At 71.0% G+C, this 25,048-nt stretch carries 26 protein-coding genes and 1 tRNA gene; 10 read left to right on the forward strand and 17 right to left on the reverse strand.

The features are described 5' to 3' along the window. The first annotated feature begins 219 nt into the window (after positions 1–219). Complete coding sequence (locus tag J2Y69_RS00180; protein ID WP_310016460.1) at positions 220–1,485, forward strand: MFS transporter; 1,266 nt, start codon at positions 220–222, stop codon at positions 1,483–1,485. Positions 1,486–1,555: 70 nt separating this feature from the next. Here the strand turns inward: J2Y69_RS00180 and J2Y69_RS00185 are convergent, their stop codons facing one another. From J2Y69_RS00185 to J2Y69_RS00215, 7 genes are all read right to left on the reverse strand, one after another. After that, positions 1,556–2,011 (reverse strand): pilus assembly protein TadG-related protein, encoded by a 456-nt coding sequence (locus tag J2Y69_RS00185; RefSeq protein ID WP_310016461.1) that lies wholly within the window; start codon positions 2,009–2,011, stop codon positions 1,556–1,558. Then, entirely contained in the window at positions 2,008–2,478 is a 471-nt protein-coding gene (locus J2Y69_RS00190; protein WP_310016462.1) for a TadE family protein, read from the reverse strand. The genes J2Y69_RS00185 and J2Y69_RS00190 overlap by 4 nt, the downstream gene beginning before the upstream one ends. A 7-nt stretch (positions 2,479–2,485) precedes the next feature. Then, on the reverse strand, positions 2,486–2,875 hold the full coding sequence (locus J2Y69_RS00195) for a TadE/TadG family type IV pilus assembly protein (protein ID WP_310016463.1): 390 nt from the start codon (positions 2,873–2,875) through the stop codon (positions 2,486–2,488). A 14-nt stretch (positions 2,876–2,889) separates the two neighbouring features. Then, positions 2,890–3,081 (reverse strand): hypothetical protein, encoded by a 192-nt coding sequence (locus J2Y69_RS00200; RefSeq protein WP_310017003.1) that lies wholly within the window; start codon positions 3,079–3,081, stop codon positions 2,890–2,892. Positions 3,082–3,171: 90 nt separating this feature from the next. Continuing rightward, positions 3,172–4,092, reverse strand: coding sequence for a type II secretion system F family protein (locus tag J2Y69_RS00205; RefSeq protein ID WP_310016464.1), 921 nt, complete (start codon positions 4,090–4,092; stop codon positions 3,172–3,174). Then, positions 4,089–4,943 carry a type II secretion system F family protein gene (locus J2Y69_RS00210; RefSeq protein ID WP_310016465.1) on the reverse strand — a complete coding sequence of 285 codons (855 nt, stop codon included), beginning with the start codon at positions 4,941–4,943 and terminating at the stop codon, positions 4,089–4,091. The genes J2Y69_RS00205 and J2Y69_RS00210 overlap by 4 nt, the downstream gene beginning before the upstream one ends. Continuing rightward, a complete protein-coding gene (locus tag J2Y69_RS00215) occupies positions 4,940–6,091 on the reverse strand; it encodes a CpaF family protein (protein ID WP_310016466.1) in 1,152 nt (383 codons plus the stop codon). The genes J2Y69_RS00210 and J2Y69_RS00215 overlap by 4 nt, the downstream gene beginning before the upstream one ends. Positions 6,092–6,200: 109 nt before the next feature. Between J2Y69_RS00215 and J2Y69_RS00220 the strand changes: the two genes are divergently transcribed. From J2Y69_RS00220 to J2Y69_RS00230, 3 genes are all read left to right on the forward strand, one after another. Next, positions 6,201–6,282 (forward strand) — tRNA-Leu (locus tag J2Y69_RS00220). A gap of 42 nt (positions 6,283–6,324) precedes the next feature. Next, the gene (locus J2Y69_RS00225; protein ID WP_310016467.1) at positions 6,325–6,729 is read left to right on the forward strand and encodes a VOC family protein; all 405 of its coding nucleotides are present in this window, start codon (positions 6,325–6,327) and stop codon (positions 6,727–6,729) included. A gap of 299 nt (positions 6,730–7,028) precedes the next feature. After that, positions 7,029–7,676, forward strand: a complete 648-nt coding sequence (locus tag J2Y69_RS00230; RefSeq protein WP_396653016.1) for a DedA family protein — start codon at positions 7,029–7,031, stop codon at positions 7,674–7,676. Positions 7,677–7,760: 84 nt separating this feature from the next. Here J2Y69_RS00230 and ku read toward each other — a convergent pair whose 3' ends face one another. Then, on the reverse strand, positions 7,761–8,582 hold the full coding sequence (gene ku / locus J2Y69_RS00235; protein ID WP_310016469.1) for a non-homologous end joining protein Ku: 822 nt from the start codon (positions 8,580–8,582) through the stop codon (positions 7,761–7,763). A 56-nt stretch (positions 8,583–8,638) separates the two neighbouring features. Here ku and J2Y69_RS00240 point away from each other — a divergent pair, with 56 nt between their 5' ends. Beyond that, positions 8,639–11,125 (forward strand): ATP-dependent DNA ligase, encoded by a 2,487-nt coding sequence (locus J2Y69_RS00240; RefSeq protein ID WP_310016470.1) that lies wholly within the window; start codon positions 8,639–8,641, stop codon positions 11,123–11,125. Positions 11,126–11,137: 12 nt separating this feature from the next. On the opposite strand, the gene J2Y69_RS00245 is transcribed toward J2Y69_RS00240, so the two are convergent. The 4 genes from J2Y69_RS00245 to murI form a co-directional block, all read right to left on the reverse strand. After that, complete coding sequence (locus tag J2Y69_RS00245; RefSeq protein ID WP_310016471.1) at positions 11,138–12,058, reverse strand: cation diffusion facilitator family transporter; 921 nt, start codon at positions 12,056–12,058, stop codon at positions 11,138–11,140. Between the two features lie 92 nt (positions 12,059–12,150). Next, the gene (gene rdgB / locus J2Y69_RS00250; RefSeq protein WP_310016472.1) at positions 12,151–12,762 is read right to left on the reverse strand and encodes an RdgB/HAM1 family non-canonical purine NTP pyrophosphatase; all 612 of its coding nucleotides are present in this window, start codon (positions 12,760–12,762) and stop codon (positions 12,151–12,153) included. Then, positions 12,759–13,511 carry a ribonuclease PH gene (gene rph, locus J2Y69_RS00255; RefSeq protein WP_310016473.1) on the reverse strand — a complete coding sequence of 251 codons (753 nt, stop codon included), beginning with the start codon at positions 13,509–13,511 and terminating at the stop codon, positions 12,759–12,761. The genes rdgB and rph overlap by 4 nt, the downstream gene beginning before the upstream one ends. Positions 13,512–13,573: 62 nt before the next feature. Next, positions 13,574–14,410, reverse strand: a complete 837-nt coding sequence (gene murI / locus J2Y69_RS00260; protein WP_310016474.1) for a glutamate racemase — start codon at positions 14,408–14,410, stop codon at positions 13,574–13,576. A gap of 75 nt (positions 14,411–14,485) precedes the next feature. On the opposite strand from murI, the gene J2Y69_RS00265 reads away from it, so the two are divergent. Then, positions 14,486–15,811, forward strand: coding sequence for a nicotinate phosphoribosyltransferase (locus J2Y69_RS00265; RefSeq protein ID WP_310016475.1), 1,326 nt, complete (start codon positions 14,486–14,488; stop codon positions 15,809–15,811). Here the strand turns inward: J2Y69_RS00265 and J2Y69_RS00270 are convergent, their stop codons facing one another. From J2Y69_RS00270 to J2Y69_RS00280, 3 genes are all read right to left on the reverse strand, one after another. Next, the gene (locus J2Y69_RS00270; protein WP_310016476.1) at positions 15,812–16,078 is read right to left on the reverse strand and encodes a DUF3039 domain-containing protein; all 267 of its coding nucleotides are present in this window, start codon (positions 16,076–16,078) and stop codon (positions 15,812–15,814) included. 77 nt (positions 16,079–16,155) lie between these two features. Next, a complete protein-coding gene (locus tag J2Y69_RS00275; RefSeq protein ID WP_310016477.1) occupies positions 16,156–17,727 on the reverse strand; it encodes a hypothetical protein in 1,572 nt (523 codons plus the stop codon). Next, positions 17,703–19,628 (reverse strand): ABC transporter ATP-binding protein, encoded by a 1,926-nt coding sequence (locus J2Y69_RS00280; RefSeq protein ID WP_310016478.1) that lies wholly within the window; start codon positions 19,626–19,628, stop codon positions 17,703–17,705. The genes J2Y69_RS00275 and J2Y69_RS00280 overlap by 25 nt, the downstream gene beginning before the upstream one ends. A 239-nt stretch (positions 19,629–19,867) precedes the next feature. Here J2Y69_RS00280 and J2Y69_RS00285 point away from each other — a divergent pair, with 239 nt between their 5' ends. From J2Y69_RS00285 to J2Y69_RS00295, 3 genes are all read left to right on the forward strand, one after another. Continuing rightward, positions 19,868–20,560, forward strand: coding sequence for a phosphocholine cytidylyltransferase family protein (locus J2Y69_RS00285; RefSeq protein ID WP_310016479.1), 693 nt, complete (start codon positions 19,868–19,870; stop codon positions 20,558–20,560). A 123-nt stretch (positions 20,561–20,683) separates the two neighbouring features. Further along, positions 20,684–21,631 (forward strand): hypothetical protein, encoded by a 948-nt coding sequence (locus J2Y69_RS00290; RefSeq protein WP_310016480.1) that lies wholly within the window; start codon positions 20,684–20,686, stop codon positions 21,629–21,631. Between the two features lie 165 nt (positions 21,632–21,796). Continuing rightward, positions 21,797–22,093: a hypothetical protein gene (locus J2Y69_RS00295; protein ID WP_310016481.1), complete on the forward strand. Its 297-nt coding sequence runs from the start codon at positions 21,797–21,799 to the stop codon at positions 22,091–22,093. Positions 22,094–22,095: 2 nt separating this feature from the next. Here J2Y69_RS00295 and J2Y69_RS00300 read toward each other — a convergent pair whose 3' ends face one another. Both J2Y69_RS00300 and J2Y69_RS00305 read right to left on the reverse strand, forming a co-directional pair. Beyond that, on the reverse strand, positions 22,096–22,410 hold the full coding sequence (locus J2Y69_RS00300) for a helix-turn-helix domain-containing protein (protein ID WP_310016482.1): 315 nt from the start codon (positions 22,408–22,410) through the stop codon (positions 22,096–22,098). A gap of 150 nt (positions 22,411–22,560) precedes the next feature. Beyond that, a complete protein-coding gene (locus J2Y69_RS00305) occupies positions 22,561–23,856 on the reverse strand; it encodes a CDP-glycerol glycerophosphotransferase family protein (protein WP_310016483.1) in 1,296 nt (431 codons plus the stop codon). An 83-nt stretch (positions 23,857–23,939) separates the two neighbouring features. Here J2Y69_RS00305 and J2Y69_RS00310 point away from each other — a divergent pair, with 83 nt between their 5' ends. Then, a complete protein-coding gene (locus J2Y69_RS00310; RefSeq protein ID WP_310016484.1) occupies positions 23,940–25,022 on the forward strand; it encodes a glycosyltransferase family 2 protein in 1,083 nt (360 codons plus the stop codon). Positions 25,023–25,048 lie beyond the last annotated feature (26 nt).

The raw sequence follows: 25,048 nt of genomic DNA on the forward strand, positions 1-25,048 counted from the left end.
CCCGCTTGCACCCTGCCCGCCTGCATGGGGATTCCCCGGATGCCGGGCCGATCACGCCTCTCCGTCCCGCCATCCGGGGGATCCCCATGCATCCGGACCGGCGATCCTCGTGCGGGCGGATCGGCGTGGGCTGTCCCGCACCGCAGGACTCGTGGCCACGCGCGCACAACGCCCCTGCGCCTCGGCTCGACCCGGCACTCCGGCGGTAGCGTGAGGGGCATGACCGACCGCGCCGCCTCCGTGCTCTGGCGCTTCGGACCGATGGTCTACCTGCCGACGCTCCTGTTCTCGGTGGGCGAGGGCGCGGTGCTCCCCCTCATCCCCGTGATCGCGGCGAGCCGCGGCGCGGATCTCGCGGCGGCGGCACTGATCGCCTCCGCGCTGGTCGTGGGCCAGCTGTGCGGCAACATCCCAGCGGGCTGGCTGGTCGCCCGGGCGGGCGAGCGGGTCACGATGGTGGTCGCCGGCATCGTTTCGATGCTCGGGGTGGTCGCGAGCGCGCTGGCGCCGAGCCTGGCCCTGTTCACCGCTGCGGTGTTCGTGATCGGCATGTCCGCGGCGGCTTTCGGCCTCGCCCGGCACGCGTTCATGACGACACGTGTCCCCCTCGCCTTCCGTGCGAGGGCGCTGTCCTTCCTGGGCGGATCGTTCCGTCTCGGGATGTTCATCGGCCCCTTCATCGCCGCGGCCCTGCTCGCCCTCTTCGGCACGCCCCTGTCCACGCTGTGGTTCTTCGCGGTCTGTCTCGTCGCCCTGATCCTGCTGGTGCTCCTCGGTCCCGATCCCGAGGCGGCCGCGGCGACCTCCGCCTCGCGCCTCACACCGACCGTCGAGGACTCCGGCGAGCCGGTGAGCGGGTCGATCCCGACGATCGAGCGCGCCGGGGTCTTCCGCACCATGTGGCGCAACCGCGGCGTGCTCTCCCGGCTGGGCCTCGCCGCAGCGAGCCTCTCCGCCGTGCGCTCAGCGCGGCAGGTGGTGCTGCCGCTCTGGGGCGTCTCGATCGGGCTGGACGCCTCGTCGATCGCCCTCGTGGTCGGGGTGTCCGGTGCGATCGACTTCGCGCTGTTCTATGCGAGCGGCCAGGTGATGGACCGCTTCGGGCGACTGTGGGCGGCGCTCCCGGCGATGATCCTGATGGGCTCGGGATTCCTCGTCCTGGCCTTCACCCATGACGGCGACGCCGCCGTGCTGTGGTTCGGGATGATCGCGGCGGTCCTGGGCGTCGGCAACGGACTCTCCAGCGGCATCCTGCTCACGCTCGGCGCCGACGTCGCGCCGCAGAACGAGCCCGCGGCCTTCCTCGGATCCTGGCGGACGCTCACCGACGCCGGAGGGGCAGCGGCCCCGCTCCTCTTCTCCGGCATCGCCGCGCTGAGCACGCTGTCGATCGCGACGGGGGCGATCGGCGCGATCGGCCTCCTCGGCGCGATCGGGTTCCTCCGCTGGATCCCCCGGTTCGTCCCCCGCCGCCCCGACGCCTGAGCGAACGGGCCCCCGAGGATCGCGCCGTCCGCGGCGAGTGCGAGCAGGCCCAATGCGCAAGCACAAAGCGTCATCGGAGCGCGGTGCGGCTGGTGGCGGTGGCTTCGAGCATGACCGCGGCAGGCACGAAGGAGCTCAGCACCGGCGGAGACCAGCCCATCCGGACGGTCACGCGCGCTGAGACGCCGTCGGGCGAATCGGCCGCGACCAGGACGACCCGGTCGTCCAGCACATTCGCCACGGATCCCGCCCGCTCTGCCACGGCGGCATCGGCCAGGACCGCGCGAACCCCCTCCCCCTCGATCTCCAGGGTGAAACCGTCAGCCCCGGCGAGCGCCGCCGCATCGGCGACCGACTCCAGCCTCTTCTGAGCGATGTACAGGTCCGTCGCGCACACGCAGACGGCGACGATCATGAGCGCGAGCACCACGTAGCCGAGGATCAGCGGAAGTGTCGATCCCGCCTCCGGATCCCGCGATCGGGGCGGGAGAACGGGGGTCGCCCGACCGACGCGCCCCGCCGTCATCCCCCGCCTCCGACCCGCGGGACCCGGTAGGCGGCGGAGGCCTGCACCGGGATCGTGCCGATCCGGTCGAGCCCAAGGACGGCGGGGATGAACGGCAGCTCGACCCCGGTCGACACCGTCACGACCACGGTCGCGCCGGCCGCGGGGCATTCGAGACCGGTCGGGATGCAGCGGACGACGAGATCGGTCTCGGCCGGATCCATCCCGTACTCCTCCATCGATGTCTCGATCGCCTGTCGCGCTCGCCTCTCCGCTTCCTCGGGCCCTGAGGCGGTGCTGACGAGGCGCGCCGTGTGCCTGGCCGCGGACTCGGCGCCCAGCAGCCGGTCCTGAACAGCGCCGAGGGTGAGGACCAGGGCGGCCAACGGCACCAGCAGGATCACGCCGACGACGATGAACTCCAGCGCCGCCGAGCCCCGCTCATCACGCCGTCGATCCTCGGGCTCCAGACGCAGCAGGCCGCGCATCCGGGCCTCAGTCGTCGAAAGACTCCTTCGGCGCACGTCCGCTCACCTCCAGTCCGGAGGGGACGCCGACGAGCCCGACCACCGGAAGCGTCGCCCGCACGCGGATCTCCATCGTGGGCACGCCGAGCGAGAGGGTCTCGACGACCGACACGTCCTCCACGAAGTCGGGACCGACGGCCCGCGCGATCGCCGAGCGCGTCCGCTCCACCCCGTCTTCGGGGTCGGCGTCGGCCAAGGCCGCGATGTGTGCACCCTCGACGGCCGCGTCGTGCACGATGTTCCGCACGTACACGAGGAATCCCAGCTGGAGGACGGCCAGGGTGAGGGCGGTGAGCAATGTGCCGACGAGCAGGAACTCCACCGGGGCCGAGCCGCGTTCGTCGAGGAGGCGGTGCACCCGCCCGCCCATGCTCAGAGCCCGCCGACCTTGGCGATCGCCTGCTCGAAGAGAGCCGTGAGCGCGGGACCGGCCACCGCCCAGATCAGGACCACCAGCCCCGCCGTCATCAAAGTAATGAGCACCCACCCGGGAACATCACCCCGCTCGTCGTCATCCGGGAGCGTCAGAGCGTCGGGAAGACCTCGCGCGGTGAGCGAGGGCAGGTCGCCGCTCGGGACACGGGAGCCGGGGCGGCTCTGGAACGGGATCGTGGTCATCGGGTTTCCTTTCATGGAGGTACGACGGCAGCGGCGTCAGCCGATGCCGAGACGGAGCACGAACACACCGGGGAAGACGGCGAAGATCACGCTGAGCGGGAGGATGAGGAAGACGAGAGGGACCAGCATGTAGATCTCCTTGCGTCCGGCCCGCTCGATCAGACCGCGCTTGGTCTCCTCCCGCGCATCCGAGGCCTGGGCCTGGAGGACCGAGGCGAGCGGGGCGCCGCGCTCCAGCGCCGCGACGATCTGGTCGACGGCCCTGGACAGCGCGGGGATCTGGAGACGACGCGCGCACTCCCCCAGTGCATCGGCGAGCCCGGAGCCCGTGCCCACGGCGAGGAGGACGTCTCGCAGCTCGCCGCTCAGCTCTCCGGATCCCACCGACGCCACCCGACGCAGCGCGTCGGGAAGCCCCTCTCCCGCCGAGAGCGAGAGGGCGAGGAACTCCAGCACGGTCGGCATCTCCTCGCCGAGGCGGGCGACACGTGAACGCGCACGCATCTTCAGCAGGGCGTCGCAGGCGAGCCCGGCTCCGCAGGCGCAGAGCACGGGAAGCAGCACCGCGGGAAGGCTCATGCGTCCCGCCAGCGCGAGCACGATGGTGATGACAGCTCCTGCCCCGAGGCCGCCGAGCGCCCAGCCGAGCTGGCGGATCCGGAATGACGCGGGGACGCTCCTCACCCCCGCCTGGGCGAGACGGACGGCGATGGCCGCATCGCCACCGCCGAGCGCCCGAGGGAGCCGCGCCGCAATGCCCGCCATCAGGCCACCACCGACAGGCCGATGGCCGCTGCGCGCCTCGGGGAGGTCCACGACGTCGCGGAGATGCGGCGCGATCCGCACGATGAGCGAGGAGGACCGCCACCGAGGGAAGGACGAGAACGCCATCAGCACACCTGCGGCGAGCGCACCGCCGAGCAGGACCGAGACGGCCAGGGCCGAGATCGGGCTCATCGGAACCACCGCCGCGGCTCGGGAAGCCTCCCGATCCGGATCATGATGCGGAAGGCGAGGAAGGACACGGCGGCGCCGCCGAGGATGACCATCGCACCCTCCGGGGTGCCGTAGGCCTCCGCCCCCTCGGGCCGCAGCAGCAGAAGGCCCAGGATCACCCAGGGAGCGATGGCGCCGAGGACCGCGGCACCGCGGATCCAGGACTGCCTGGCCTCGACCTCCGCCCGGAGCGCCGCCTCCGCGCGAACCGAGGAGGAGAGCGCCCGCAGCACGGTCGTCAGCTCCGTCCCGCCCACATCGCGCGCCATCCGGAGCGACTCCACGATGCGGTCGCCGACGGGATCCGCGAGGGCGTCCTTCAGCCGGGTCGCCGCCGTATCGAACCGTCCGGTGGCGTGGAGGTCGCGCACGAACCCGGCGAACTCCGGACGGAGCGCGGCGGGCGCGGACTCGGCGAGCGCGGAGACGGCGTCCGGGAGGGAGAGCCCGACCCTGATCGATGCCACCAGCAGATCGCAGACGTCGGGCCACAGGCCGCGGCGACTGCGCATCAACCGTCTCCGGCGTGCGCGCAGGGCGACGAACGGCGCGGCAGCGCCCGCCGCGCCGGCGACAACGGCGAGCGCGCCGGAACCGGACAACAGCCAGACGACCGCCGTCGCCACGGCCCCCGCCGAGACGGTTCCCACGACGAGAGAACGCGGGTTCGCGTCGAGCCCCGCCTCCCGCAGCAGACGGGCAGCCACCCCGGCCTTCGGCACGCCCTTCGCAAGCGGGTTCCGCGGCCACAGCCATGGCGAGACGACGAGAAGGAACCCGGCGGCGAGCACCGCACCGAGGAGGATCGTCATCGACCGCTCCCCTCGCCACCGGTCGCCCGGTACAGCTCCTCGGTCCGGAGCGCCCCGGAGGACGCGATTCCGTCGGGGCGGAGGACCTCGACGACGCTCCGCGTCCCATCGGCCGCGCGCCGGCAGTGGACGACGAGGTCGACGGCCGCGGCGACCGCCGGGGCGATGAAGCCGCGGTCGATGTTCCGCCCCGCGAGCAGCGGGAGCATCGTGAGCTTCTCGAGCGCGTCGGCGGCGGAGTTCGCATGGACGGTCGCCGCTCCCGGGACGCCGGTGTTGAGGGCGAGGACGAGATCGAGCGCCTCGGCATCCCTGACCTCCCCGATGACGAGGCGGTCGGGACGCATGCGGAGCGCCTCCTTCACCAGGCGCCGCAGCGTGATCTCCCCTTTGCCCTCCAGACTCGCCTGCCTGCCCTGCAGCGCGACCAGGTCCGGGGCCTCGACGCCGAGCTCGAAGGTCTCCTCGACCGTGATGATGCGCTGATCCGCGCACTCGCCGATCAGCGCGGCGAGGAGCGTCGTCTTCCCGGCGTGCGTCGGCCCGGACACGATCACGCTGCCCCCCTCGCGCATCGTGCGGGTGAGGAGCGCGGCCACGGACTCCGGCATCATCCCCTGCGTCACGAGCGCGGCGAGCGTGCGGTACCGTGGCAGAAATTTCCGGATGTTAACTGCCCAGGATCCGCGGACGACATCGGCGATCGCGACATGCAGGCGGGAGCCGTCGGGAAGCGAGGCGTCGACGAACGGCTGCGAGAGATCGACCCGTCGTCCCGAGCTGTGCAGCATCCGCTCGACGAGGTCGCGCAGCTCCGCACCGCTGATCCGGATGGCGACACGCTCCGCACGCCCGCCGCGCGCAACGAAGACGCGGTCGGGGCCGTTCAGCCAGATCTCCTCGACCTCCGGGTCCGTCAGCAGCGGTTCCAGGACCCCGAACCCGCTCACCCCCGCGAGGATGTCGCGAACGGTGCCCGTCTCATCGTCGATCGTCGCCCCACCCCTGGCCAGGGCCGCGTCGTTGTGCCGGCGCACCTCGAACTGCGCGATCCGGCGAGCCCCGTCCGGATCCGCGGCGGGATCGAGGCGCTCGGCACGCAGACGCGCACGGATCCGCTCGGCGACGGAGACGGAGGAGGAGGTCACCGGAGCATCCTGACAAGATCGGCCGCTCCGCCGCAGAAGTTATCCACAGGCCATACCCGTCGACCCGACGTTCGGCCGGACAACCGCGCTCACTAGAATGAATCCACCCGCGGGAGTGGTGAAACTGGCAGACACGCAGGATTTAGGTTCCTGTGCCTTCGGGCGTGTGGGTTCAAGTCCCACCTTCCGCACACGACAGGCGACGCCGCGTCTCGGTGCGCCATACTCGACGTATGGCACTCGTCGACCACCTCGGCATCACCGTCAGCGACATCGAGCGGGGGCGCGCGCAGTTCCACCCCGTGCTGACGGCCCTCGGCTACGAGTTCGGCTCCGAGGCCGAGAACGGCATCTCCTGGCATCACGGCGACGAGACCGAGATCATCCTGTTCGCCCCGCGCGAGGAGGAGCCCGGACCGCACGTGCACGGCCGCATCGGCTGGCAGCACCTCGCCTTCGCCGTCGACTCGCGCGAGGACGTCGACCGCCTGCACGCCGTCGCCGTGGGAGCGGGATGGGCAGTCGTCCGGGAGCCGAAGATCTATGAGCGCTTCAGCGATCGCTACTACGCCTCCTTCGTCGAGGAGGACAACGGCATCCGCATCGAGTTCATGCACAATCCGCCGCGAGAGGCCTGACCCCGATCGCATCGCATCGCATCGACCCAGGGATCTCGTCGTGCCGGCCCACGGATATCACAGAGTCGCACGGCTACACTGGTTCCACCGCGCGCTGGCCGCCGGAGGATCTGTGTGGGATCGGCGATCTCAGGGACGAACGAGGACACGGCTTTCTTCTGGTCAGAGCATGGAACAGCAGGCGCTAGCGCGCCTCGATCGCCGTCCGCCTCACCGCGGGCGTCACCGACCACCGCCGACACCATACCGACGGGAATCCCGTGCATCACGCCGCTCTCATCCCCTGGCTCGACCCTCAGATGATCATCTCCGCCGCGGGCCCCTGGGCCCTGCTGGTGGTCTGCTTCATCGTCTTCGCCGAGACGGGCTTGCTCATCGGCTTCCTCCTGCCCGGAGACACCCTGCTGATCATCGCCGGGCTCCTCACGCACACCAGCAACGTGTTCGGGCTGAACATCTGGGTCGTGACCCTGCTGATCGCGTTCGCGGCGTTCGCCGGCGGCGAGGTCGGCTATCTCATCGGCCACAAGGGAGGGCCGGCGGTCTTCGAACGCAAGGAGTCCGGGCTCTTCAGCAAGAAGAACGTCGAACGGACGAACGCGTTCTTCGAGCGCTTCGGCGGTCTCACCGTGATCCTCGCGCGCTTCGTCCCGATCGTGCGCACCTTCGCACCGGTCGCCGCAGGCGTGGGGCATATGCCCTGGCGCAAGTACTCGCTGTACAACCTGATCGGCGCGCTCCTGTGGGGCTTCGGGCTCACGATGGTCGGCTACCTGATCGCCTACATCCCGTGGGTCGCCGACCTCGTGACGCGGTACATCGACGTGATCCTGCTCCTCGCCGTCGGCGGCACGGCCCTGATCACCCTTTGGCACTACCTGTCCGAGCGGCGCAAGGCCAAGAAGGAGGCCGCCGCGAAGGCGACCGCGCCCTCCGTCGAGGGCTGACCTCCATCGAGAGCTGACCTCCGTCATCGAGGGCTGAGCGCCCCGACACGACGCAGAGGACTCCCCGCGGGCGCGGGGCGCGGCTCAGCCCGCGTCCTTCGCCTGCTCCCCCTCGGCCCTGGCGGCCCGCGAGCGTTCGACGCTGGCACGAAGCGCCTCCATCAGGTCGATGACCTCGCCGCCGCCCCCGGACTCGGCCTCGGTGAAGGCGTCGGCGACCTCGAACGCCTCGCCCTTCTCGACCTTGGCGTCGATGAGGGTGCGGAGCTCCGCCTGATACTCGTCGACGTACGCGGTCGGATCGAAGTCGCCGGAGAAGCTCTCGACCAGGCTGGCCGACAGCTCCAGTTCCTTGTCGGAGATCCGCACCGGCTCGTCGAGCGCAGGGAACGCCGCCTCGCGCACCTCGTCGGCCCAGAGCAGGGTCTGGAGCACGAGCACGTCGCCGCGGACGCGCAGCGCCGCCAACCGCGTCTTCTGCCGCAGGGTGAACCGGACGATCGCGGTACGGTCCGTCTCCTCCAGCGTGCGACGCAAGAGGACGTACGCCTTTGGAGAGGACGAGTCCGGCTCCAGGTAGTAGGCCTTGTCGAGCGTGAGCAGATCGACCTGGTCCGACGGCACGAACTCCACGACGTCGATCTCACGACTGCGCTCCGCAGGGAGGGCCGCGAGGTCGTCCTTGGTGAGCACGACCGTCTGCCCCTCCTCCACGTAGGCACGATCGATGTCCGCATAGGCCACCGTCTCGCCGCACACCTCGCAGGTGCGCTGATAGCGGATCCTGCCCCCGTCGGCGGCGTGCACCTGGTGCAGCGGGACGTCATGATCCTCCGTCGCCGAGTACACCTTGACCGGAACATTGACCAGGCCGAAGGTGAGCGCGCCCTTCCAGATCGTCCTCATCGCACCAGTACACACCAGTGCCACCCGTCGCACCAGACGGCGGCTACCCTGGGCGCATGGGAGGCGAGGGTCGGACGAGCGACGAGGCGCAGATCGTCCACATCGACGGGCGCCGCCTGCGCATCTCGAATCTCGGGAAGGTCGTCTACCCGGAGACGGGCACGACCAAGGGCGAGATCATCGACTACTACGCAAGGATCGCCCCCGCCATCCTCCCCGGTCTCGCCAGACGCCCCGTGACCCGCAAGCGCTGGGTCGAGGGCGTCGGCACCACGCAGGATCCCGCGGAGGCGTTCTTCGCGAAGCAGCTCGAACGCGGCGCGCCGTCCTGGATCTCCCGGCTGCCGATCGAGCATTCCGGAGGCGCCAAGGACTACCCGCTCGTCGAGGACGTGGCGACGCTGGTCTGGCTCGCCCAGGTCGCCGCGATCGAGCTGCACGTGCCCCAATGGCGTTTCGGCCCCGACGGGGAGCGTCTGAATCCCGACCGGCTCGTCCTGGACCTCGACCCCGGACCCGGCGCCGATCTCGCGCAGTGCGCCGCGGTGGCGCGCCTGGCCCGGCCGATCCTGGAGGGCATGGGGCTGGCGCCGGTCCCCGTCACCAGCGGGAGCAAGGGGATCCACCTGTACGCCGCGCTCTCCGGCGGGCAGAGCAGCGACGCCGTCTCCGCGGTCGCCCACGAGCTCGCCCGCGCGATCGAGGCGGATCACCCCGACATCGCCACCAGCACCATGTCCAAGGCCGTCCGCACCGGCCGGGTCTTCATCGACTGGAGCCAGAACAACGGCAAGAAGACGACAATCGCCCCGTACTCCCTGCGCGGACGCCCGCAGCCGTGGGTGGCGGCCCCCCGCACCTGGGATGAGCTCAACGACCCGGGGCTGCGGCAGCTCTCCTTCGATGACGTCCTGCAGAGGTTCTCCGCGGGAATCGATCCGCTCGGCGCGCTGGCCTCCGCACACGTCTCACCGGCGCTTGCCCCCTATGTCGCCAAACGGGACGCCTCCCGGACGCCGGAGCCGATGCCGTCGACCGCTCCCCCGGAACCGGGTGCGCCGCGGATCCCCGGGACACGTCGGTTCGTGATCCAGCAGCACCACGCCCGGCGGCTGCACTTCGATCTGCGGATCGAGGACTCCGGCGTCCTCGTCAGCTGGGCCGTGCCCAAGGGCGTGCCGGAGACGCCCGACCGCAACCACCTCGCCGTCATGACCGAGCCCCATCCGCTTGAGTACCTGACCTTCGCGGGCACGATCCCCCGCGGCGAGTACGGAGCCGGGGAGATGACCGTCTGGGACACCGGAACGGTGACGGTGGAGAAATGGCGGGACAACGAGGTCATCGGCACCTTCACCGGACGCCCCGGCGGTCCTCTCGGAGTCGCCAGGCTCGCGCTCATCCGGACCGGCGGAGAAGGCGAGAAGTCCTCCTGGCTCCTGCACAGGATGACCGGGAGACCGGAGCGCCGGCGCTCGCCGTCCTTCCGGCCGACGCCCGCTGACGCCTCCCCCGAAACTCCCGCCGGTTCCCCTTCTGGCTCTCCGGCCGGCTCCCCCTCGTCGGGGCTCTCCCCGATGCTGGCCGAGCACGGCACTCCGGGGAGCGTCAGAGCGCTCGGCGGGTGGGCAGAGATCAAGTGGGACGGGATCCGCGCGATCGGGACCTGGCGGCGCGACGGAACGGGCGCCGCCAAGCTCACCCTCCGTGCCCGCAGCGGCACCGACATCACCGACCGCTATCCGGAGCTCACCGCCGACGGCGCACCACATCTCACGATCGACGATGCGGTCGTGGACGGCGAGATCATCGCCCTCGACCACACGGGCCGCCCGAGCTTCACCCGGCTCCAGGCCAGGATGCACCTCACCCGCGCCCGCGAGATCGAACGGGAGGTGGTGCGCGTCCCGGTCCGCTATCACCTGTTCGACCTCCTCCGCCTCGACGGCCACGACCTCACCCGCCTGCCCCTGCGGGACCGCCGGGAGCTCCTGGAGCGGATCGTCGAGGGATGCGACGACGCCGTGGTCGTCCCTCCGGTGTTCGACGACGCGGATGCGGCGCTGGCCACCAGCGCCCGCCTCGGGCTGGAGGGGATCGTCGTCAAGGACCCCGCCTCCCCCTATCTCGCAGGGCAGCGCACGTCCCGGTGGCTCAAGATCAAGCACACCCGGATGCAGGAGGCGGTGATCGTCGGAATCCGGCCCGGCAAGGGCGACCGGGCGGGGCGGATCGGCTCGCTGCTCCTTGCCGTCCCCGACCCCGACGCCCCCACCGGCCTCCGCTACGCCGGGCGCGTCGGCACCGGTTTCACGGATCGGGAGCTGGACCGCCTCGGGACCGCCCTGGACCCTCTGCGGACGGACCTCTGCCCGGTCGACGGCGTGCCCCAGGCCGACGCGTCCGACGCGCGCTGGATCCTGCCGCGGCTGGTCGGCGAGGTGGAGTTCGCCAACTGGACCCCCGATCGGATCCTCCGCCACGCCCGCTGGCGCGGCCTGCGCTCCGACAAGGCCCCGGGCGGCGTGGTGCTCGAACCCTGACCGTCCTGCCGCTCAGGCGTGGACGGCCTCGCACTCGGAGCGGTCGTCCGGCTCGATCTGGAAGGTGGAGTGCTCCACGTCGAAGTGCTCGGCGAGGCAGGTCTGGAGCTCCTCCAGCAGGGCACCGGACCGTCCCTCCGCGATCAGCGCAGGCTCCACGGAGACGTGCGCGGTGAACACCGGCGCGCCCCTCGTCAGCTGCCAGACGTGCACGTCGTGCACCCCTGTCACGCCCGGGTAGTCCAGCAGGTGCTGCCGGATGTCCCCGACGTGGGTGTCCTTCGGCGCGGACTCCGCGAGGACCGAGAACACCTCGCGCAGCAGGATCACCGCGCGGGGGACGATCATCGCGGCGATGACGAGGGAGGCGATGGCGTCGGCCGGCATCCAGCCAGTGACGACGATCACGATCGCCGCGACGATCACCATGACCGAGCCGATGAGGTCCCCCATGACCTCCAGGTAGGCGCCGCGGACGTTGATGCTCTTCCGCTGCGCCGCGCTCAGCAGCCACATCGAGGCCGCGTTCGCGAGCATGCCGATCACGGCGACGGTGAGCATGAGGGGGCCGGCGACCTCCACGTCGCCCGGATCGAGCAGGCGCTGCACGCCCTGGACCGCCACGCTCACCGACAGGACGATGAGGATGATCGCGTTGATCAGCGCCCCGAAGACCTCGGCGCGCTGATAGCCGAACGTGCGGCGGTCATCGGCGGGACGGGCGGCGACCGCGCTCGCGATGAGGGCGATCACCAGCGCCGAGGAGTCGGTGAACATGTGCGCCGCGTCGGCGAGCAGGGCAAGGGACCCGGACAGGACGGCACCGACGATCTGGACCAGCATCACGGTTGCCGTGATGCTCAGGGAGATCGCCAGCAGCCGCCGGTTGCCGGCCGTACGGATGCCGCCGGGGGCGGGCGCGTGATCGTGCATGCCTCAAGGCTAGAGCCCGGATGTGCTGGTCCGGGGCTGTTTCCGCTAGTCGGGAAGGGTAACGAGAACCAGTCTCAGCAGGGGTGTCTCGATCACAGCTCCGCGAGGAGCGGGACGAGCTGCTGGAAGGCGCGCGAGCGGTGCGAGTCTGCGTTCTTCTCCTCGGCCGTCCACTCGGCGACCGTGCGCTCTGCGGCGCCCGGCTGGCCGTCCGGGATGAAGACGGGGTCGTACCCGAAGCCGCCCTCCCCCGCAGGCGTCACAGCCAGCCTCCCGGGCCAGACGCCCTGCACCACATGCTCCACGGCCGGGCCGTCCGTAGCCGGGATCACCAGCGCGATCGTCGACACGAACTGCGCACCCCGGCGCGGATCCCGGATGTCGCGGAGCTGGTCGAGCAGCAGCTCTCGGTTGGCGACGGCGTCCTTGCGCTGACCCGCCCAGTATGCGGAGAACGCTCCCGGCGCGCCGCCGAGGGCGTCGACGCAGATCCCGGAATCGTCGGCGAGTGCCGGGAGCCCGGTGTGAGCGGCTGCCGCCCGCGCCTTGATCAGGGCGTTCTCGCGGAACGTCGTCCCGTCCTCCACCGGCTCCGGCCCGTCGTAGCCTGTGACCTCGACGTCGGGACGGGTCGTGGCGACGATCGCGGCGAACTCCTCGATCTTGTGCGGGTTGTGCGTCGCGAGGACCACCCGGCCGCTCATGCGGACAGGACCGCGCTCTGGTGGTCGCGCAGCGTGGCGCAGCCGTTCACGCCGAGCTCCAGCAACGCGTCCAGTTCCCGCTTGTCGAAGGGCGCGCCCTCCGCCGTCCCCTGGACCTCCACGAACAGCCCGCGCCCGGTGACGACCACGTTCATGTCGGTCTCGGCGCGCACGTCCTCGACATATGCGAGATCGAGCATGGGCTCGCCGTCGATGATCCCGACCGAGACCGCGGCGACCGAGTCCCGCAGCACCGTGGCCTTCTGGCCGATGAACTTCTTGCGGCGACCCCACTCGATCGCGTCCGCGAGCGCGACGTAGGCGCCGGTGATCGCCGCGGTCCGGGTCCCGCCGTCCGCCTGCAGCACGTCGCAGTCGATGACGATGGTGTTCTCCCCCAGCGCCTTGGTGTCCACGACGGCGCGCAGCGCCCGGCCGATCAGGCGGGAGATCTCATGCGTGCGCCCGCCGATGCGACCCTTCACGCTCTCGCGGTCGTTGCGGTCGTTGGTCGCGCGCGGCAGCATCGCGTACTCGGCGGTGACCCAGCCCTTGCCCTTGCCGGTGAGCCAGCGCGGCACGCCGTTCGTGAACGACGCCGTGCACAGCACCTTCGTGCCGCCGAAGCTGATGAGCGCCGATCCCTCGGCCTGTGCGCTCCATCCCCGCTCGATCGTGATGGTCCGCAGCTCGTCGACGGATCGTCCGTCGGCGCGGACGGTCTGCTGCGTGCTCGGCGCTTCGGTCATGGGGTCTCCTCCATCGGGTCGGTGACGGTGTCGTCGGATCGTCGGCGGCGCCGACCGGGGCCTCAGCCCCGGATGCGCACGGTGTCTGGCAGGTCGATGACCCCGGTCTGCACGAGCTGCACATCGCGCACCTCGCTGCCCATCAGCCGGTTGGCGAGGGCGGTGAACTCGTCGGCGGAGTCGCCGGTGGCCTCGTACACGTAGGTCGCCCGTGCGTCCTGCGGGGCGAGCAGGTCCCCGCGGACGAGCTGGCGATAGACGTCGCCGGCCGTCTCGTCGTCGCTGGAGACGAGGGCGACGCCCTCCCCCATGACGTAGCCGATCGCGCCACGGAGGAACGGATAGTGGGTGCAGCCGAGCACGAGCGTGTCGACGTCCGCCTCGCGCAGGGGCGCGAGGTACTCCTCGGCGACGGCCAGGACCTCAGGGCTGTCCGTGATCCCCGCCTCCACGAACTCCACGAAACGCGGGCACGCCGCCGCGGAGACCTGCAGGCGCTCGTTGACCTCCAGCATGTCCTGGTAGGCGCGGGAGCCGATCGTGCCGATCGTGCCGATCACGCCGATCCGTCCGTTGCGCGTGGTCGACATCGCCCGGCGCACCGCGGGTCCGATGACCTCGACCACGGGCACGTCATAGCGCTCCCGCGCGTCGCGCAGCATGGCCGATGAGGCGGTGTTGCAGGCGATCACGAGCATCTTCACGCCCTGGTCGACCAGCGAGTCCAGCACCTCGAGCGAGTAGCGGCGCACGTCGGCGATGGGCTTGGGCCCGTAGGGCGAGTGGGCGGTGTCGCCGATGTAGACGAACGACTCGCGCGGCAGCTGCGCGCGGATGGCCCTGGCCACCGTCAGCCCGCCGACACCGGAGTCGAAGATGCCGATCGGCGCGTCGTTCATGATCCCCCAGCCTAGTCCCGCCTCCGCGCCCCGTCCTCGCGACGCATCGCGTCGCACGGTCATACACTGTCGATCATGACCGGCTCGACCGCGCTGAAGACCGACCGCTACGAACTGACGATGCTGGAGGCCGCGCTCCGCGACGGCACGGCGTCCCGACCCTCGGTGTTCGAGCTGTTCTCCCGCCGACTCTCCGGCGGGCGCCGCTTCGGCGTGGTCGCGGGCACCGGCCGCCTGCTGACGCTGCTGCGCGAGTTCCGCTTCGGCGAGGAGGAGCTGCGCTACCTCCGGGACGAGAAGGTCGTCGACGCACAGGCCCTGCAGTATCTGGAGCGCTACCGCTTCACCGGGACGATCCGCGGCTACCGCGAGGGCGAGCTGTACTTCCCCGGCTCGCCGATCCTCACGGTCGAGGGCACCTTCGCGGATGCGGTGATCCTGGAGACGCTGGCGCTCAGCGTCCTCAACCACGACTCCGCGGTCGCGACCGCCGCCTCCCGCATGGCGATCGCCGCCGGTGACCGCCCGCTGGCCGAGATGGGCTCGCGCCGTGCCGCGGAGGACTCGGCCGTCGCGGCCGCCCGTGCGGCGTACATCGCCGGCTTCGACGCCACGAGCAACCTGGAGGCCGGACGCCGCTGGGGCATCCCCACCATGGGCACGGCAGCGCACTCCTGGACCCTGCTGCACGACAGCGAGGAGGATGCCTTCCGCGCACAGGTGGAGACCCTCGGCACCGGCACCACGCTCCTCGTCGACACCTACGACATCCGCCGGGGCGTGGAGACCGCGGTCCGCGTCGCCGGCACCGGGCTCGGCGGCGTGCGCATCGACTCGGGCGACCTTCCGCTCGTCGCCGCGGAGGTGCGCGCGCAGCTCGACGAGCTCGGTGCGACGCAGACCAGGATCACGGTGACCAGCGACCTGGACGAGTACGCGATCGCGGCACTCGCCGCATCGCCCGTCGACGCCTACGGCGTTGGCACGTCGGTCGTGACCGGATCGGGCTACCCGACCGCGAGCATGGTCTACAAGCTCGTCGCGCGCCAGGGCGGCGACGGCGCCTGGGTGGCCGTCGCGAAGGCCTCGCAGGACAAGGCGTCCCACGGTGGACGCAAGGCCGCGTTCCGCATCCTCGCCGACGGCGTCGCGCAGGCCGAGACGATCTCGGTCGCCGACGGCTTCGAGAGCGTGGACACCGCATCCGCGCACCCCGACGGGCGTGCGCTCCAGGTGGTCCTCGTCGAGGACGGCGAGATCGACTCGTCCGCCGAGGGCGCGGCGGGCACCGTCGCCGCACGAGCCCACCACCTGCGCGTGCGCGAGGAGCTGCCGGTCAGGGCGCTCGCCCTCAGCAAGTCCGATCCGGCGATCCCGACCGTCTTCGTCGACGCCGGCTGATCAGCCGTTCATCGACTCGTAGATCTCCTTGCAGGTCGGGCACACCGGGAACTTCTCCGGATCCCGGCCCGGCGTCCACTTCTTGCCGCACAGGGCACGGACGGGCTTGCCGGTCAGAGCCGACTCGAGGATCTTCTCCTTCTTCACGTAGTGGGAGAACCGCTCGTGGTCTCCCGGCTCCTGCAGCTCCTCCTCGAGGAGCTGTTCGAGTTCGCGGTCGAGGGTGGCGACGCCACCCTGATCGGGGGCATCCAGCGGGGTACTCATAGCGTGATTCTAGCGGGGCTTCCCCGCCCCGGCTCCGGCTCGACGCAACCCGTATGACGGGCGCGACGACCCGGGGGTCAGGCGGTCTCGACGAACTCCATCAGCCGCTCGCCGCCGCGCTCGTAGATCCGACCGCCGACGACCGCGCCCACCACGAGGACCACGACGCCCGTCACGAGCCCCACCCACAGGGGCGCAGTGACCGATGCCGGCGGCTCGGTGAGCGCGAACCACCCCAGGACGATCGCGGGTCCGCTCAGGACGATCGCCCCCACGAGCGTCACCGCCTGGCCGATGGCACCGCGCGACGCGGCGCGCTGCGGCTGCTGGAACGGACTGTCCCCGGGACGCGAGACCGCGTAGGGCGTGACGACCGAGGTGATGCACGAGAGGCCCAGGCCGCAGAGCAGCAGGCTGAACGACACGCCGATGAACGTCGGCAGCAGCGACCAGCGGCCGATGACGGCCAGGGTCACCGAGACGGCCACGGCCAGCGCCGGAACCGCGATGAGGACGATCGGGACCAGTCGTCCCAGGCGATCGGGGAGGCCTCGGACGCCGCTGGCGACATGGGTCCACAGGGCCGTGGAGTCGTAGGCGACGTCGTTGTGGGGCAGCCAGCCGAAGAACAGCGCCATCACCGGCACCGGCAGCGCCGCGGCGAGCGGCAGCGGGACGCCGGCCACGACCAGGGGCACCGCGGTCAGGATCCCCGCGATCGGGACGATCACCACGTTCATCAGATAGCGCCGGTCCCGAAGCCAGTAGACGAGGCTCCGCGCCGCGATCGCCCCGAAGGCGTTCGAGGGGAGCAGGGCGAACCAGCCGAGCCCCGGACGCTCGCGGACGGCGGTGGGGCGCTCGGTCCTGGTCAGCGCACGGCGGACCAGCCAGGTCCAGGCGAGGCCCACTCCCGCCGCGGTGAGGACGGCGACGGCGGCGCTCGCCCAGGCGCCCGCGACATCGCCGGCCGCGGCGAGCAACGGGAACGCCGTGGCCGCGCCGAGCGGCGTGAACCCGAGGACCGCGGCGGTCCCGGCAAGGGTCTCCGGTGCCGCGCCCTCCCAGCGCAGGGACGCGACGAACACCCCGACGGGCACCGCGACGACGAGCACGGCGAGCGCGAAGAGACCGGTGAGCTCCCGCGAGCGGCGCTCAGGCAGGAGCAAGGCGCTGAGCGCCATTCCCACCCGCGCCGCGAGCACGGACGTGACCAGCGAGAGGAGCGCGCCGAGAACGGCGACGACCCACGGCGCGCCGAGCGAGATCGCCGTGATCGCCGCCGTGATCTGCACGGCGAGGAGCGCGATCGAGGGGACGCTCACAAGCGCGGCCAGCGCGAGGGTGCCCGGCATACGGCGCTCGTCCACGCCGAACACCACGAACCGGCGCGGATCGAGCTGATCCACCGTTCCTGCGAGCACGGGCGCCAGGAAGAAGCCGAGCACGATCGCCGATCCGCCCAGCACCATCACGGCGCGGGCGACCGTGACGGTCCCTGTGCCGAGGCTGTGCACGGCGACGACCGCGACGGCGGTCGCCGCGATCGTGAGCACGAGCGCGAGGACCATCCGGAGGATGCGGGCGCGGTCGCCGCGAAGCGCGCCGACCAGCAGCATCGCCCTCAGTCGGAGAATGCGTGCAACCACTCCAGCCCCTCCACCTCGGTCACGCCGCCCGAGAGCTCGACGAATCGCTGCTCCAGCGTCTGCCCCGCGCGCACCTCGTCGACCGTCCCCTCGGCGAGCACCTCGCCGCCGACGATGATGGCGATCCGCGAGCAGACCCGCTCGACCAGGTCCATGCCGTGGCTGGACAGAATAACGGTGCCGCCGTGCGCGACGTACGCACCGAGGATGTCGAGGATGACGCCGGAGGAGACCGGATCCACCGACTCGAACGGCTCGTCGAGCACGAGGACTCGCGGGGAGTGGATCATGGCGCCGGCGAGCATGATCTTCTTCGTCATCCCCGCCGAGTAGTCGGAGACGACGCGACCGAGCGCGCCGGTGAGGTCGAACGCCCGGGCGAGGTCGGCGGTCCGCGCCTCGACGACGTCGGCGGACAGCCCCCTCAGCAGGCCGTAGTAGTGCAGCAGCTGCCGTCCCGTCAGCCTGTCGAACGTGCGGAGCCGATCCGGGAGGACTCCCATGAGCTTCTTCGCGCCGCGGGGATCCTGCCTCTGGTCCACGCCGCAGACCTGGACCGTGCCCTCATCCCCGCTCAGGAGCCCGGCGACGATCGAGAGGGTCGTGGTCTTTCCCGCGCCGTTCGGGCCAACGATTCCGTAGAAGGATCCCGCGGGCACCGTGAGGCTGACCCCCTTGACCGCCCGGTGATCGCCGAACGTCTTGACCAGATCCCTGATCACCAGCGCGTACTCGCCGGAGGCGGCGTCTTCGGAAGCGTTTTCGGAGGCGTCCACCTCGGCGGCCTCCGACTCTGCGGCCTCCGGAGACTTCTCGGTGTCTTCGACGCCTTCCGTCTCTGCGGCCTCCGGCTCGGAGGACATCCCCGCTTCCGCGGTCTCCTGCTTGAGGACTTCCGACTCAAGGACTTCCGGCTCGGCGATCTTCGGCTCAAGGATCTCCGGCTCGGCAGGGGCCGCTTCCTCGGGGTCCGTCTCCGCCGGGCTCTGCTCATCGAGGTCGATCTCGGGCACCGGCTCAGCGACCGGAACGGGCGTGCTCTCGGGCGTCGTCTCAGGCAGGGCGACGGTCGCGTCCTCGATCAGCGGCTCGACGGGCGCGGCCACCTCGGCGACTGCCGGCGCGTTCGCCGCGCGAGCGGTCGCAGGACGGCGCGGAGCACGAGCGCTCGTGCCCTTCGCCGGGGTGCTCCTCGCGCTCGTCCGTGCCGCCGTCCCCTTGGCGCCGGCCTTCGCCGAAGCGCTCTTCGCCGCCGACGAGCGAGCCGTGCTGCTCCTGGCGGGGGCGCTCTTGGCGGGCGCGCTCTTGACGGGAGTGGTCTCCCCTGCTGACGCCTCCGTCTCCACAGCGGCCTCAGGCTCCGCAGCGCCCTCCGTCTTCGCCTCGGCGGAGGCGGTGCGACGCGCCGGCGTCTTCCTGGCCGGGGCCTTCGCCGCCGATGTCGACCTCGTCGACGGACGCTTGGCCGGGGTCCGGGGCGTCGACGCCTTGACTGCCGCGACCTTGGCGGCGGTCTCCTCCGCCTCGTGCGTCCGCTCCTCGGCCTTCGCCTCTTCGGCCTTGGCCGCTGCCGCCTTCGCCGATGCGGTGCGCGCCGCCGTGCTCTTCGCGGTTGTCCGTTTGGCCGCCGCGGTCCGCGCTGCGACCGTCGTGGCCCTGGCCTTGACCGCCGCGGCCTTCTCGGCCTCCTCAGCGCGTTCCGCCGCCGTCTTGCGGGCACGCGGGGCCGCGTTCTTCGCCGTGGTCCTCGTGCCCGCGGCCTTCGACGTGCCGGCGGCGCCCGTGCGCCGAGCCGTCGTCCGCCCGCTTCCCGCCGTCGATGTGGACGCCTCCGCAGCCCCGGAGGACGCGTCCGGAGGAGTCTGATCGGGAGGGGAGGTGTCAGGCGAGGGGTCGGTCACTCACCGAGGGTACCAATCCGCCCCGATCGGCACCGGATTCCCCCAGGGATTTCACGCAGGACGGCGACTTTTCTCCTCGCGCCCCCTATCCTGGGAGCCACCCGTGCAGTCGATCACGAAACGGCAACAGGCCTGGGAAAACCCCGGGCTTCACAGGCCCGCTCGTTAGCATGATCGGCGGCACGGAGAAGTGTCCAGACGGTGAACCGGCCGTGAACACACTTAACAGGAGTAGTTCTGTGACTCTTCAGACCATCATTCTCGCCGCAGGCATGGGCTCACGGCTCGGCCGCGCGCTGCCGAAGCCGCTGACACGGCTCGGCGACGGACGCTCCATCATGCAGCAGCAGCACGACAACATCCACGCGGCGTTCGGTGCCGATGTGCGCATCACCACCGTCGTGGGATACCGGGCGGAGACCGTGATCGAGGCCTTCCCGGCCGTCAATTACGTGCACAACGAGCGCTACGACGAGACGAACACCTCCAAGAGCCTGTTGCGCGGCCTCGCCGCCACGGGCAAGGCCGGCGTCCTCTGGATGAACGGCGACGTCGTCTTCGACCCGCGGGTGCTCGGCCGCGCGATCGAGCTCATCGAGCGGGACCAGTCCTTCGTCACGGTGAACACCGCCAAGGTCAGCGACGAAGAGGTCAAGTACACCGTCAGCGCCGAGGGGTACATCAAGGAACTGTCCAAGACGGTCGTCGGCGGCATCGGCGAGGCCGTCGGGATCAACTACGTCTCGTCCGCGCACAAGGCGGCCTTCATGCGCCAGCTGCAGCGCGTGGACGACCAGGACTACTTCGAGCGAGGACTCGAGCTCGCCATCGCGGAGAACCGCGTGCTCGTCGAGCCGCTGGACATCTCCGACCTCTACGCGGTCGAGATCGACTTCGCCGAGGACCTCGAGAGGGCGAACCTCTACGTCTGACCTGCATCACAGCGAAATCAGGGCCGCCCCATCGGGGCGGCCCTGATTTCTTCTCCGCATCCTTTCCCCGCATGCCCCTCCGGCACCCGGCGTTCTCGCGGGATGCCGCCCTAGGATCGACGCATGGCCGGGAAGGTGCACAAGATCCACTCGCTCCCCGACGACGCGCCCTGGGACGGCTCGCCTCCTCCGGGAGCGGACGAGCATCCGATGCTCGTCCGAGGCATCGATCGGGTGCTCGCCGTGCAGCGCCCCCTCGTTCTCGCCCACATCCGCAGCATCCGCCTCCGCAACCCCGACGCGACCCCCGAGCAGGTCATCCGGTCGCTGGAGCGCCGCTATCTCGCCGCCGTGACCGCGGGCGGCGCCGCCGTCGGCGCGACGGCCGTCATCCCCGGCATCACGACCGGGATCACCCTCGCCCTGTCCGGCGTGGAGACCGCGGGCTTCGTCGAGTCGACCGCCCTGTTCGCGCAATCGGTCGCCGAGGTGCACGGCATCTCGATCACGAACCCCGATCGGGCTCGCGTCCTGGTGATGACCCTCATGATGGGCAAGGAGGGCGTCGACCTCGTCGCCCAGCTGGCCGGTCAGGTCTCGGGACGCGGGGGCAGCCGTGCGGGGTACTGGGGCGAGCTCGTGACCAAGACCCTTCCCCGCGCCGCGGTCGGGCCGCTCGTGGACCGGCTCAAGTCGAGCTTCGTGAAGCAGTTCGCGGCGAAGGGCGGAGCATCCGTCCTCGGGAAGGCCCTGCCCTTCGGTGTGGGCGCAGCCGTCGGCGGGGCGGGGAACAACATCCTCGGCCGGCGGGTCCTCGTCACCTCCCGTCGCGCCTTCGGACCTCCACCCGCGACGCTGCCCTCCGAGCTCGAACCGTTGCCCGGCGCCCAGCGGGTCGAGGCGAGAGCGCTCCGTGGCGCACAGTTCGTCGGCTCGGCGGTCGTCGGCGCGGCCGGCACCGCGGCGCGCGGGGTGGGCTGGGCCGGGCGCAAGGCCGTCGAAGCCGCCCGCGGCGAGCGGCGGACCGGGGATCGGAAGCCGGAGCGGAAGGACCAGCCGGCGGAGGACTGAGCGGCGAGCTGAGCGGTGGAGCGCTGAGCGGTGGCGAGCTGAGCGGTGCCACGTCTCGGCGCTCTTCCTGCACAGGACAGGGAGAGGGCGCTCTTCTCCCCCGCTCCCGTCCCGTCTCCCCCGACAGCCGACGGCTCGTCGGACGCCCTCCCTAGCCTGGACGCCATGCTGCAACTCATGGACTCCGAAGCCCCGCCCGCCTACGCCGTGCCCTGGCTCATCGATCGCCGGGACAGGACGCATCCCGTCGTCGCCAACGGGGACACCCGGACAGCGGACTTCGTCCGGGTCTTCGCGAGCACCGGCACCGGCGTCCAGCGCACTCAGCTCTGGGGCAGGGTCGCGCCGGGGGAACAGCTGGAGATCTGCCTCTGCGACGTGGACCCGGACGATCTCGTGCTCACGCTGGCCTGGTTCCGCCCGGGAGACGGACTCGAGTACGTCTGGCGGTTCGTGGTGTGACCTCAGTCGTCGACGCGTCCGCGCAGCGCCTTGAGCGCCTTGCGATATCCGGCCTCCGAGTAGGGCTTCACACCGTCGGGGAGATCCGCGGCAGAGAGCCCATCGACGAACATCGTCGGGGAGACCTCGAGCGCCGTGGCGAGCTGGATCAGCACGAACAGGGTCGGATTGCCCTTGCCGCCTTCGATCCTGGCGAGGTGGGAGACGTCCATGTCGGCCAGCGCCGCGAGCTTCGCGCGACTGAGAGACGCTTTCAGACGGAGTTCCCCGACGAGCAGTCCGACATGCTCGGAGGCACGCGACCGGGGTTCCTTCATGCATCAAGCATCCTGACGAACACCTGTTTTCCCGCAGGCCTTCATGCGTAGGCTTTCACTCTCAGGGCTTTTATGCGCGCAGAGACATCGCCTCTGCGCCTGAGGTCATCGAGAGACTTCGAGCGAACACGGTGGGAGGGGGATGCCGGTTCAACCGACCTCGGGGTCGGCGTCGTCGTCGTGCGTGCGGGCCGCGGTGTCGGCTCCGTCGAGTCCTCGGACGGCCTCACGCGCGTGCCAACGCTCCCAATCGTCCATGAGCCGAGCGATCGCCGCGTGGAACGCCGCGGTCGCGACGCCCGGCGTGGTTTCTCCGAAGTAGTGCCGCACCCACTTGGTGAGGCGTTCGATCGCCTCGACGTCATCATGCACACGGTCAGCCTCGGCGATGATCCGCCCGGCATCGGCGGCGCTCAGCCACTCGCACTCCGCCAGGTAGCCGTCGGTGTCGATCTCGGCCTCAGGGTCCGTCGGGCGGGTGATCAGCAGCGGCTTCCCCGCGGCCAGCCGGTCGTAGACCATCGCCGAGATGTCGACGACGGCGACGTCCGCGGCCGCGAGCTGCCAGCCGAGCTCCGGCCCGTCGTCGAACACGTGCCCCGCGGAGGGGTCCGCCGCGTTCGCCGCGGCGAGCGCGCGGACGATCCTCTCGTTCGCCGCCGCGTACTCCGGGTCGACCGCGCCGCTGCGCGGGTGGGGTCGATAGATCACGCGATGGCGTCCGGATGCCAGGAGCGCGGCGACGAGCACCTCGCCGTGCGTGCGGATCGAACCGTAGTGCGCCGCGGGGCGATCCCCCTCCCAGGTGGGCGCGTAGAGCACGACCGAGCGCTCGTCCGGCGTGTACGGGAGCTCCCCGGTGTAGTGATCGGCCTGCGGACGCCCGATCACGATCGTCCGGGCATCGACGTCGTAGTCCCACAGCACGCGGGAGAGCCGCTCGCGAGCTGCCTGGCCTGCGACGAGCGCATAATCGTACGCCTTGTACTGGTTCGTCGTCATGTACATCTTGTCGGACTCGCCGTGGTTGATGAACACATGCCAGCGCCCGCCGTACCGGAACATCTGGAAGTTCCGGGTGTTCTGGTTGACGTAGAGGACGATACGGATGTCCTGAGCGGCGAGATAGCGTTCGAGGTCGCGCACCGTGGGGACGAAGGCCACCGGCGGCGCATCCTCGGCGAGCATCGCCTCGGCGCCCGTGGCCGAGCGGGCGAGCACGACGACCGGCCAGGTCTTCGCGAGCTCCGCCAGCGGACGGTACCACTGGCGGATCTGGTACATGTTCACCGCACCGTCGGCGAAGTACACCGCGACCTTGAACCGTCCCGCCGCGTGCACGGGCCTGGACGCCAACGCGCGCTCGACGCGTTGCACGGCCGCCCTGGATGCCAGCGTTCGCCGAAGGAGTCGATACGCTTTGCGAACATCGGAGACGACAGCCATCCTTCCAGGGTACCGAGCGACCCAGGGTACCGAGCGGCTCGAACGCTCAGGTGCGCAGGACCCGCCCGTGACATGATCGACGGGTGACGACCGACAGCACCCCCCTGCCCTCCGGCGTCTCGTTCGTCATGCCGGTCCTGAACGAGCGTGCGTATCTGGAGCACGCCGTCTCGTCGGTGCTCGCGCAGGACGTCGACGGCCCGATGGAGCTCGTCCTGGCCCTCGGACCGTCCACGGACGGCACCACGGAGCTGGCGGAGCGACTCGCCGTCGCCGACCCTCGGGTCCGCGTGGTCCACAACCGCGCCGCCCACATCCCGGTGGGTCTGAACGTCGCCATCCGAGCGAGCCGCTACCCGACCATCGTGCGCGTCGACGCCCATTCCGAGCTCGCCCCCGGGTACACCCGCCGGGCCATCGAGACGCTGCGTCGCACCGGCGCGGCCAATGTCGGCGGAGTGATGCGCGCCGCGGGGAGGACCCCTTTCCAGTGCGCCGTCGCCCGCGCCTACAACTCCCCTGCCGGACTCGGCGGAGGGACCTATCACGGCGGCACCCGCGAGGGCGAGGCCGAGTCCGCTTACCTCGGGGTGATGCGGCGTGATGTCCTTGACGAGGTCGGCGGTTTCGACGAGAGCATCCGTCGCGGCGAGGACTGGGAGCTGAACCTGCGGATCCGGCAGGCAGGGCATCGCGTCTGGTTCGACCCGGAGCTCGCCGTGACCTACTGGCCCCGGGAGAACTGGATCCGCCTCGCGCGTCAGTTCCGCGCGACGGGAGCCTGGCGAGGCGAGCTGGTCCGGCGCTATGGGCGACGCAACGGCATGCGCTTCTTCGCCCCCCCGGCGCTCGTGCTCGTCGCAGCCCTCGCGGTCGTCACCGGCGCCCTCCAGCTCACCGGCGTGCTCAATGGCCTCCCCTCCCTCCTCGCCTCGATCCTCTACGTGCCGCTGGCGGCCTACGCGGCGCTGATCCTCGTCATGGCGCTCTCCCCGCGGCGTCCCGCCGACTCGCCGCGCAGCCTGCGGGAACGCCTGTGGACGCTCGTCGTGGTGCCGACGATGCACGTCTCCTGGGGCCTCGGGTTCCTGGGCGGCGTCCTTCGAGGCGCACGGGGCACGGTCGACGCCTCCCGCCTCGGCGTCAGGAACACCCCGCTCCCCTAGCGAGAGGTCGGCCGGATCCGATCAGA

Source organism: Microbacterium resistens (assembly GCF_031456305.1).
In the GTDB taxonomy this organism is placed as follows: Bacteria; Actinomycetota; Actinomycetes; order Actinomycetales; family Microbacteriaceae; genus Microbacterium; species Microbacterium resistens_A.

Excerpts from the sequence above, each read along its gene's own strand:
- J2Y69_RS00180 (WP_310016460.1), top strand. The coding sequence starts at position 220 with ATGACCGACCGCGCCGCCTCCGTGCTCTGGCGCTTCGGACCGATGGTC.
- J2Y69_RS00185 (WP_310016461.1), bottom strand. The coding sequence starts at position 2,011 with ATGACGGCGGGGCGCGTCGGTCGGGCGACCCCCGTTCTCCCGCCCCGA.
- J2Y69_RS00190 (WP_310016462.1), bottom strand. The coding sequence starts at position 2,478 with ATGCGCGGCCTGCTGCGTCTGGAGCCCGAGGATCGACGGCGTGATGAG.
- J2Y69_RS00205 (WP_310016464.1), bottom strand. The coding sequence starts at position 4,092 with ATGAGCCCGATCTCGGCCCTGGCCGTCTCGGTCCTGCTCGGCGGTGCG.
- J2Y69_RS00210 (WP_310016465.1), bottom strand. The coding sequence starts at position 4,943 with ATGACGATCCTCCTCGGTGCGGTGCTCGCCGCCGGGTTCCTTCTCGTC.
- J2Y69_RS00225 (WP_310016467.1), top strand. The coding sequence starts at position 6,325 with ATGGCACTCGTCGACCACCTCGGCATCACCGTCAGCGACATCGAGCGG.
- J2Y69_RS00230 (WP_396653016.1), top strand. The coding sequence starts at position 7,029 with ATGATCATCTCCGCCGCGGGCCCCTGGGCCCTGCTGGTGGTCTGCTTC.
- ku (WP_310016469.1), bottom strand. The coding sequence starts at position 8,582 with ATGAGGACGATCTGGAAGGGCGCGCTCACCTTCGGCCTGGTCAATGTT.
- J2Y69_RS00240 (WP_310016470.1), top strand. The coding sequence starts at position 8,639 with ATGGGAGGCGAGGGTCGGACGAGCGACGAGGCGCAGATCGTCCACATC.
- J2Y69_RS00245 (WP_310016471.1), bottom strand. The coding sequence starts at position 12,058 with ATGCACGATCACGCGCCCGCCCCCGGCGGCATCCGTACGGCCGGCAAC.
- rdgB (WP_310016472.1), bottom strand. The coding sequence starts at position 12,762 with ATGAGCGGCCGGGTGGTCCTCGCGACGCACAACCCGCACAAGATCGAG.
- rph (WP_310016473.1), bottom strand. The coding sequence starts at position 13,511 with ATGACCGAAGCGCCGAGCACGCAGCAGACCGTCCGCGCCGACGGACGA.
- murI (WP_310016474.1), bottom strand. The coding sequence starts at position 14,410 with ATGAACGACGCGCCGATCGGCATCTTCGACTCCGGTGTCGGCGGGCTG.
- J2Y69_RS00265 (WP_310016475.1), top strand. The coding sequence starts at position 14,486 with ATGACCGGCTCGACCGCGCTGAAGACCGACCGCTACGAACTGACGATG.
- J2Y69_RS00270 (WP_310016476.1), bottom strand. The coding sequence starts at position 16,078 with ATGAGTACCCCGCTGGATGCCCCCGATCAGGGTGGCGTCGCCACCCTC.
- J2Y69_RS00290 (WP_310016480.1), top strand. The coding sequence starts at position 20,684 with ATGGCCGGGAAGGTGCACAAGATCCACTCGCTCCCCGACGACGCGCCC.
- J2Y69_RS00295 (WP_310016481.1), top strand. The coding sequence starts at position 21,797 with ATGCTGCAACTCATGGACTCCGAAGCCCCGCCCGCCTACGCCGTGCCC.
- J2Y69_RS00300 (WP_310016482.1), bottom strand. The coding sequence starts at position 22,410 with ATGAAGGAACCCCGGTCGCGTGCCTCCGAGCATGTCGGACTGCTCGTC.
- J2Y69_RS00305 (WP_310016483.1), bottom strand. The coding sequence starts at position 23,856 with ATGGCTGTCGTCTCCGATGTTCGCAAAGCGTATCGACTCCTTCGGCGA.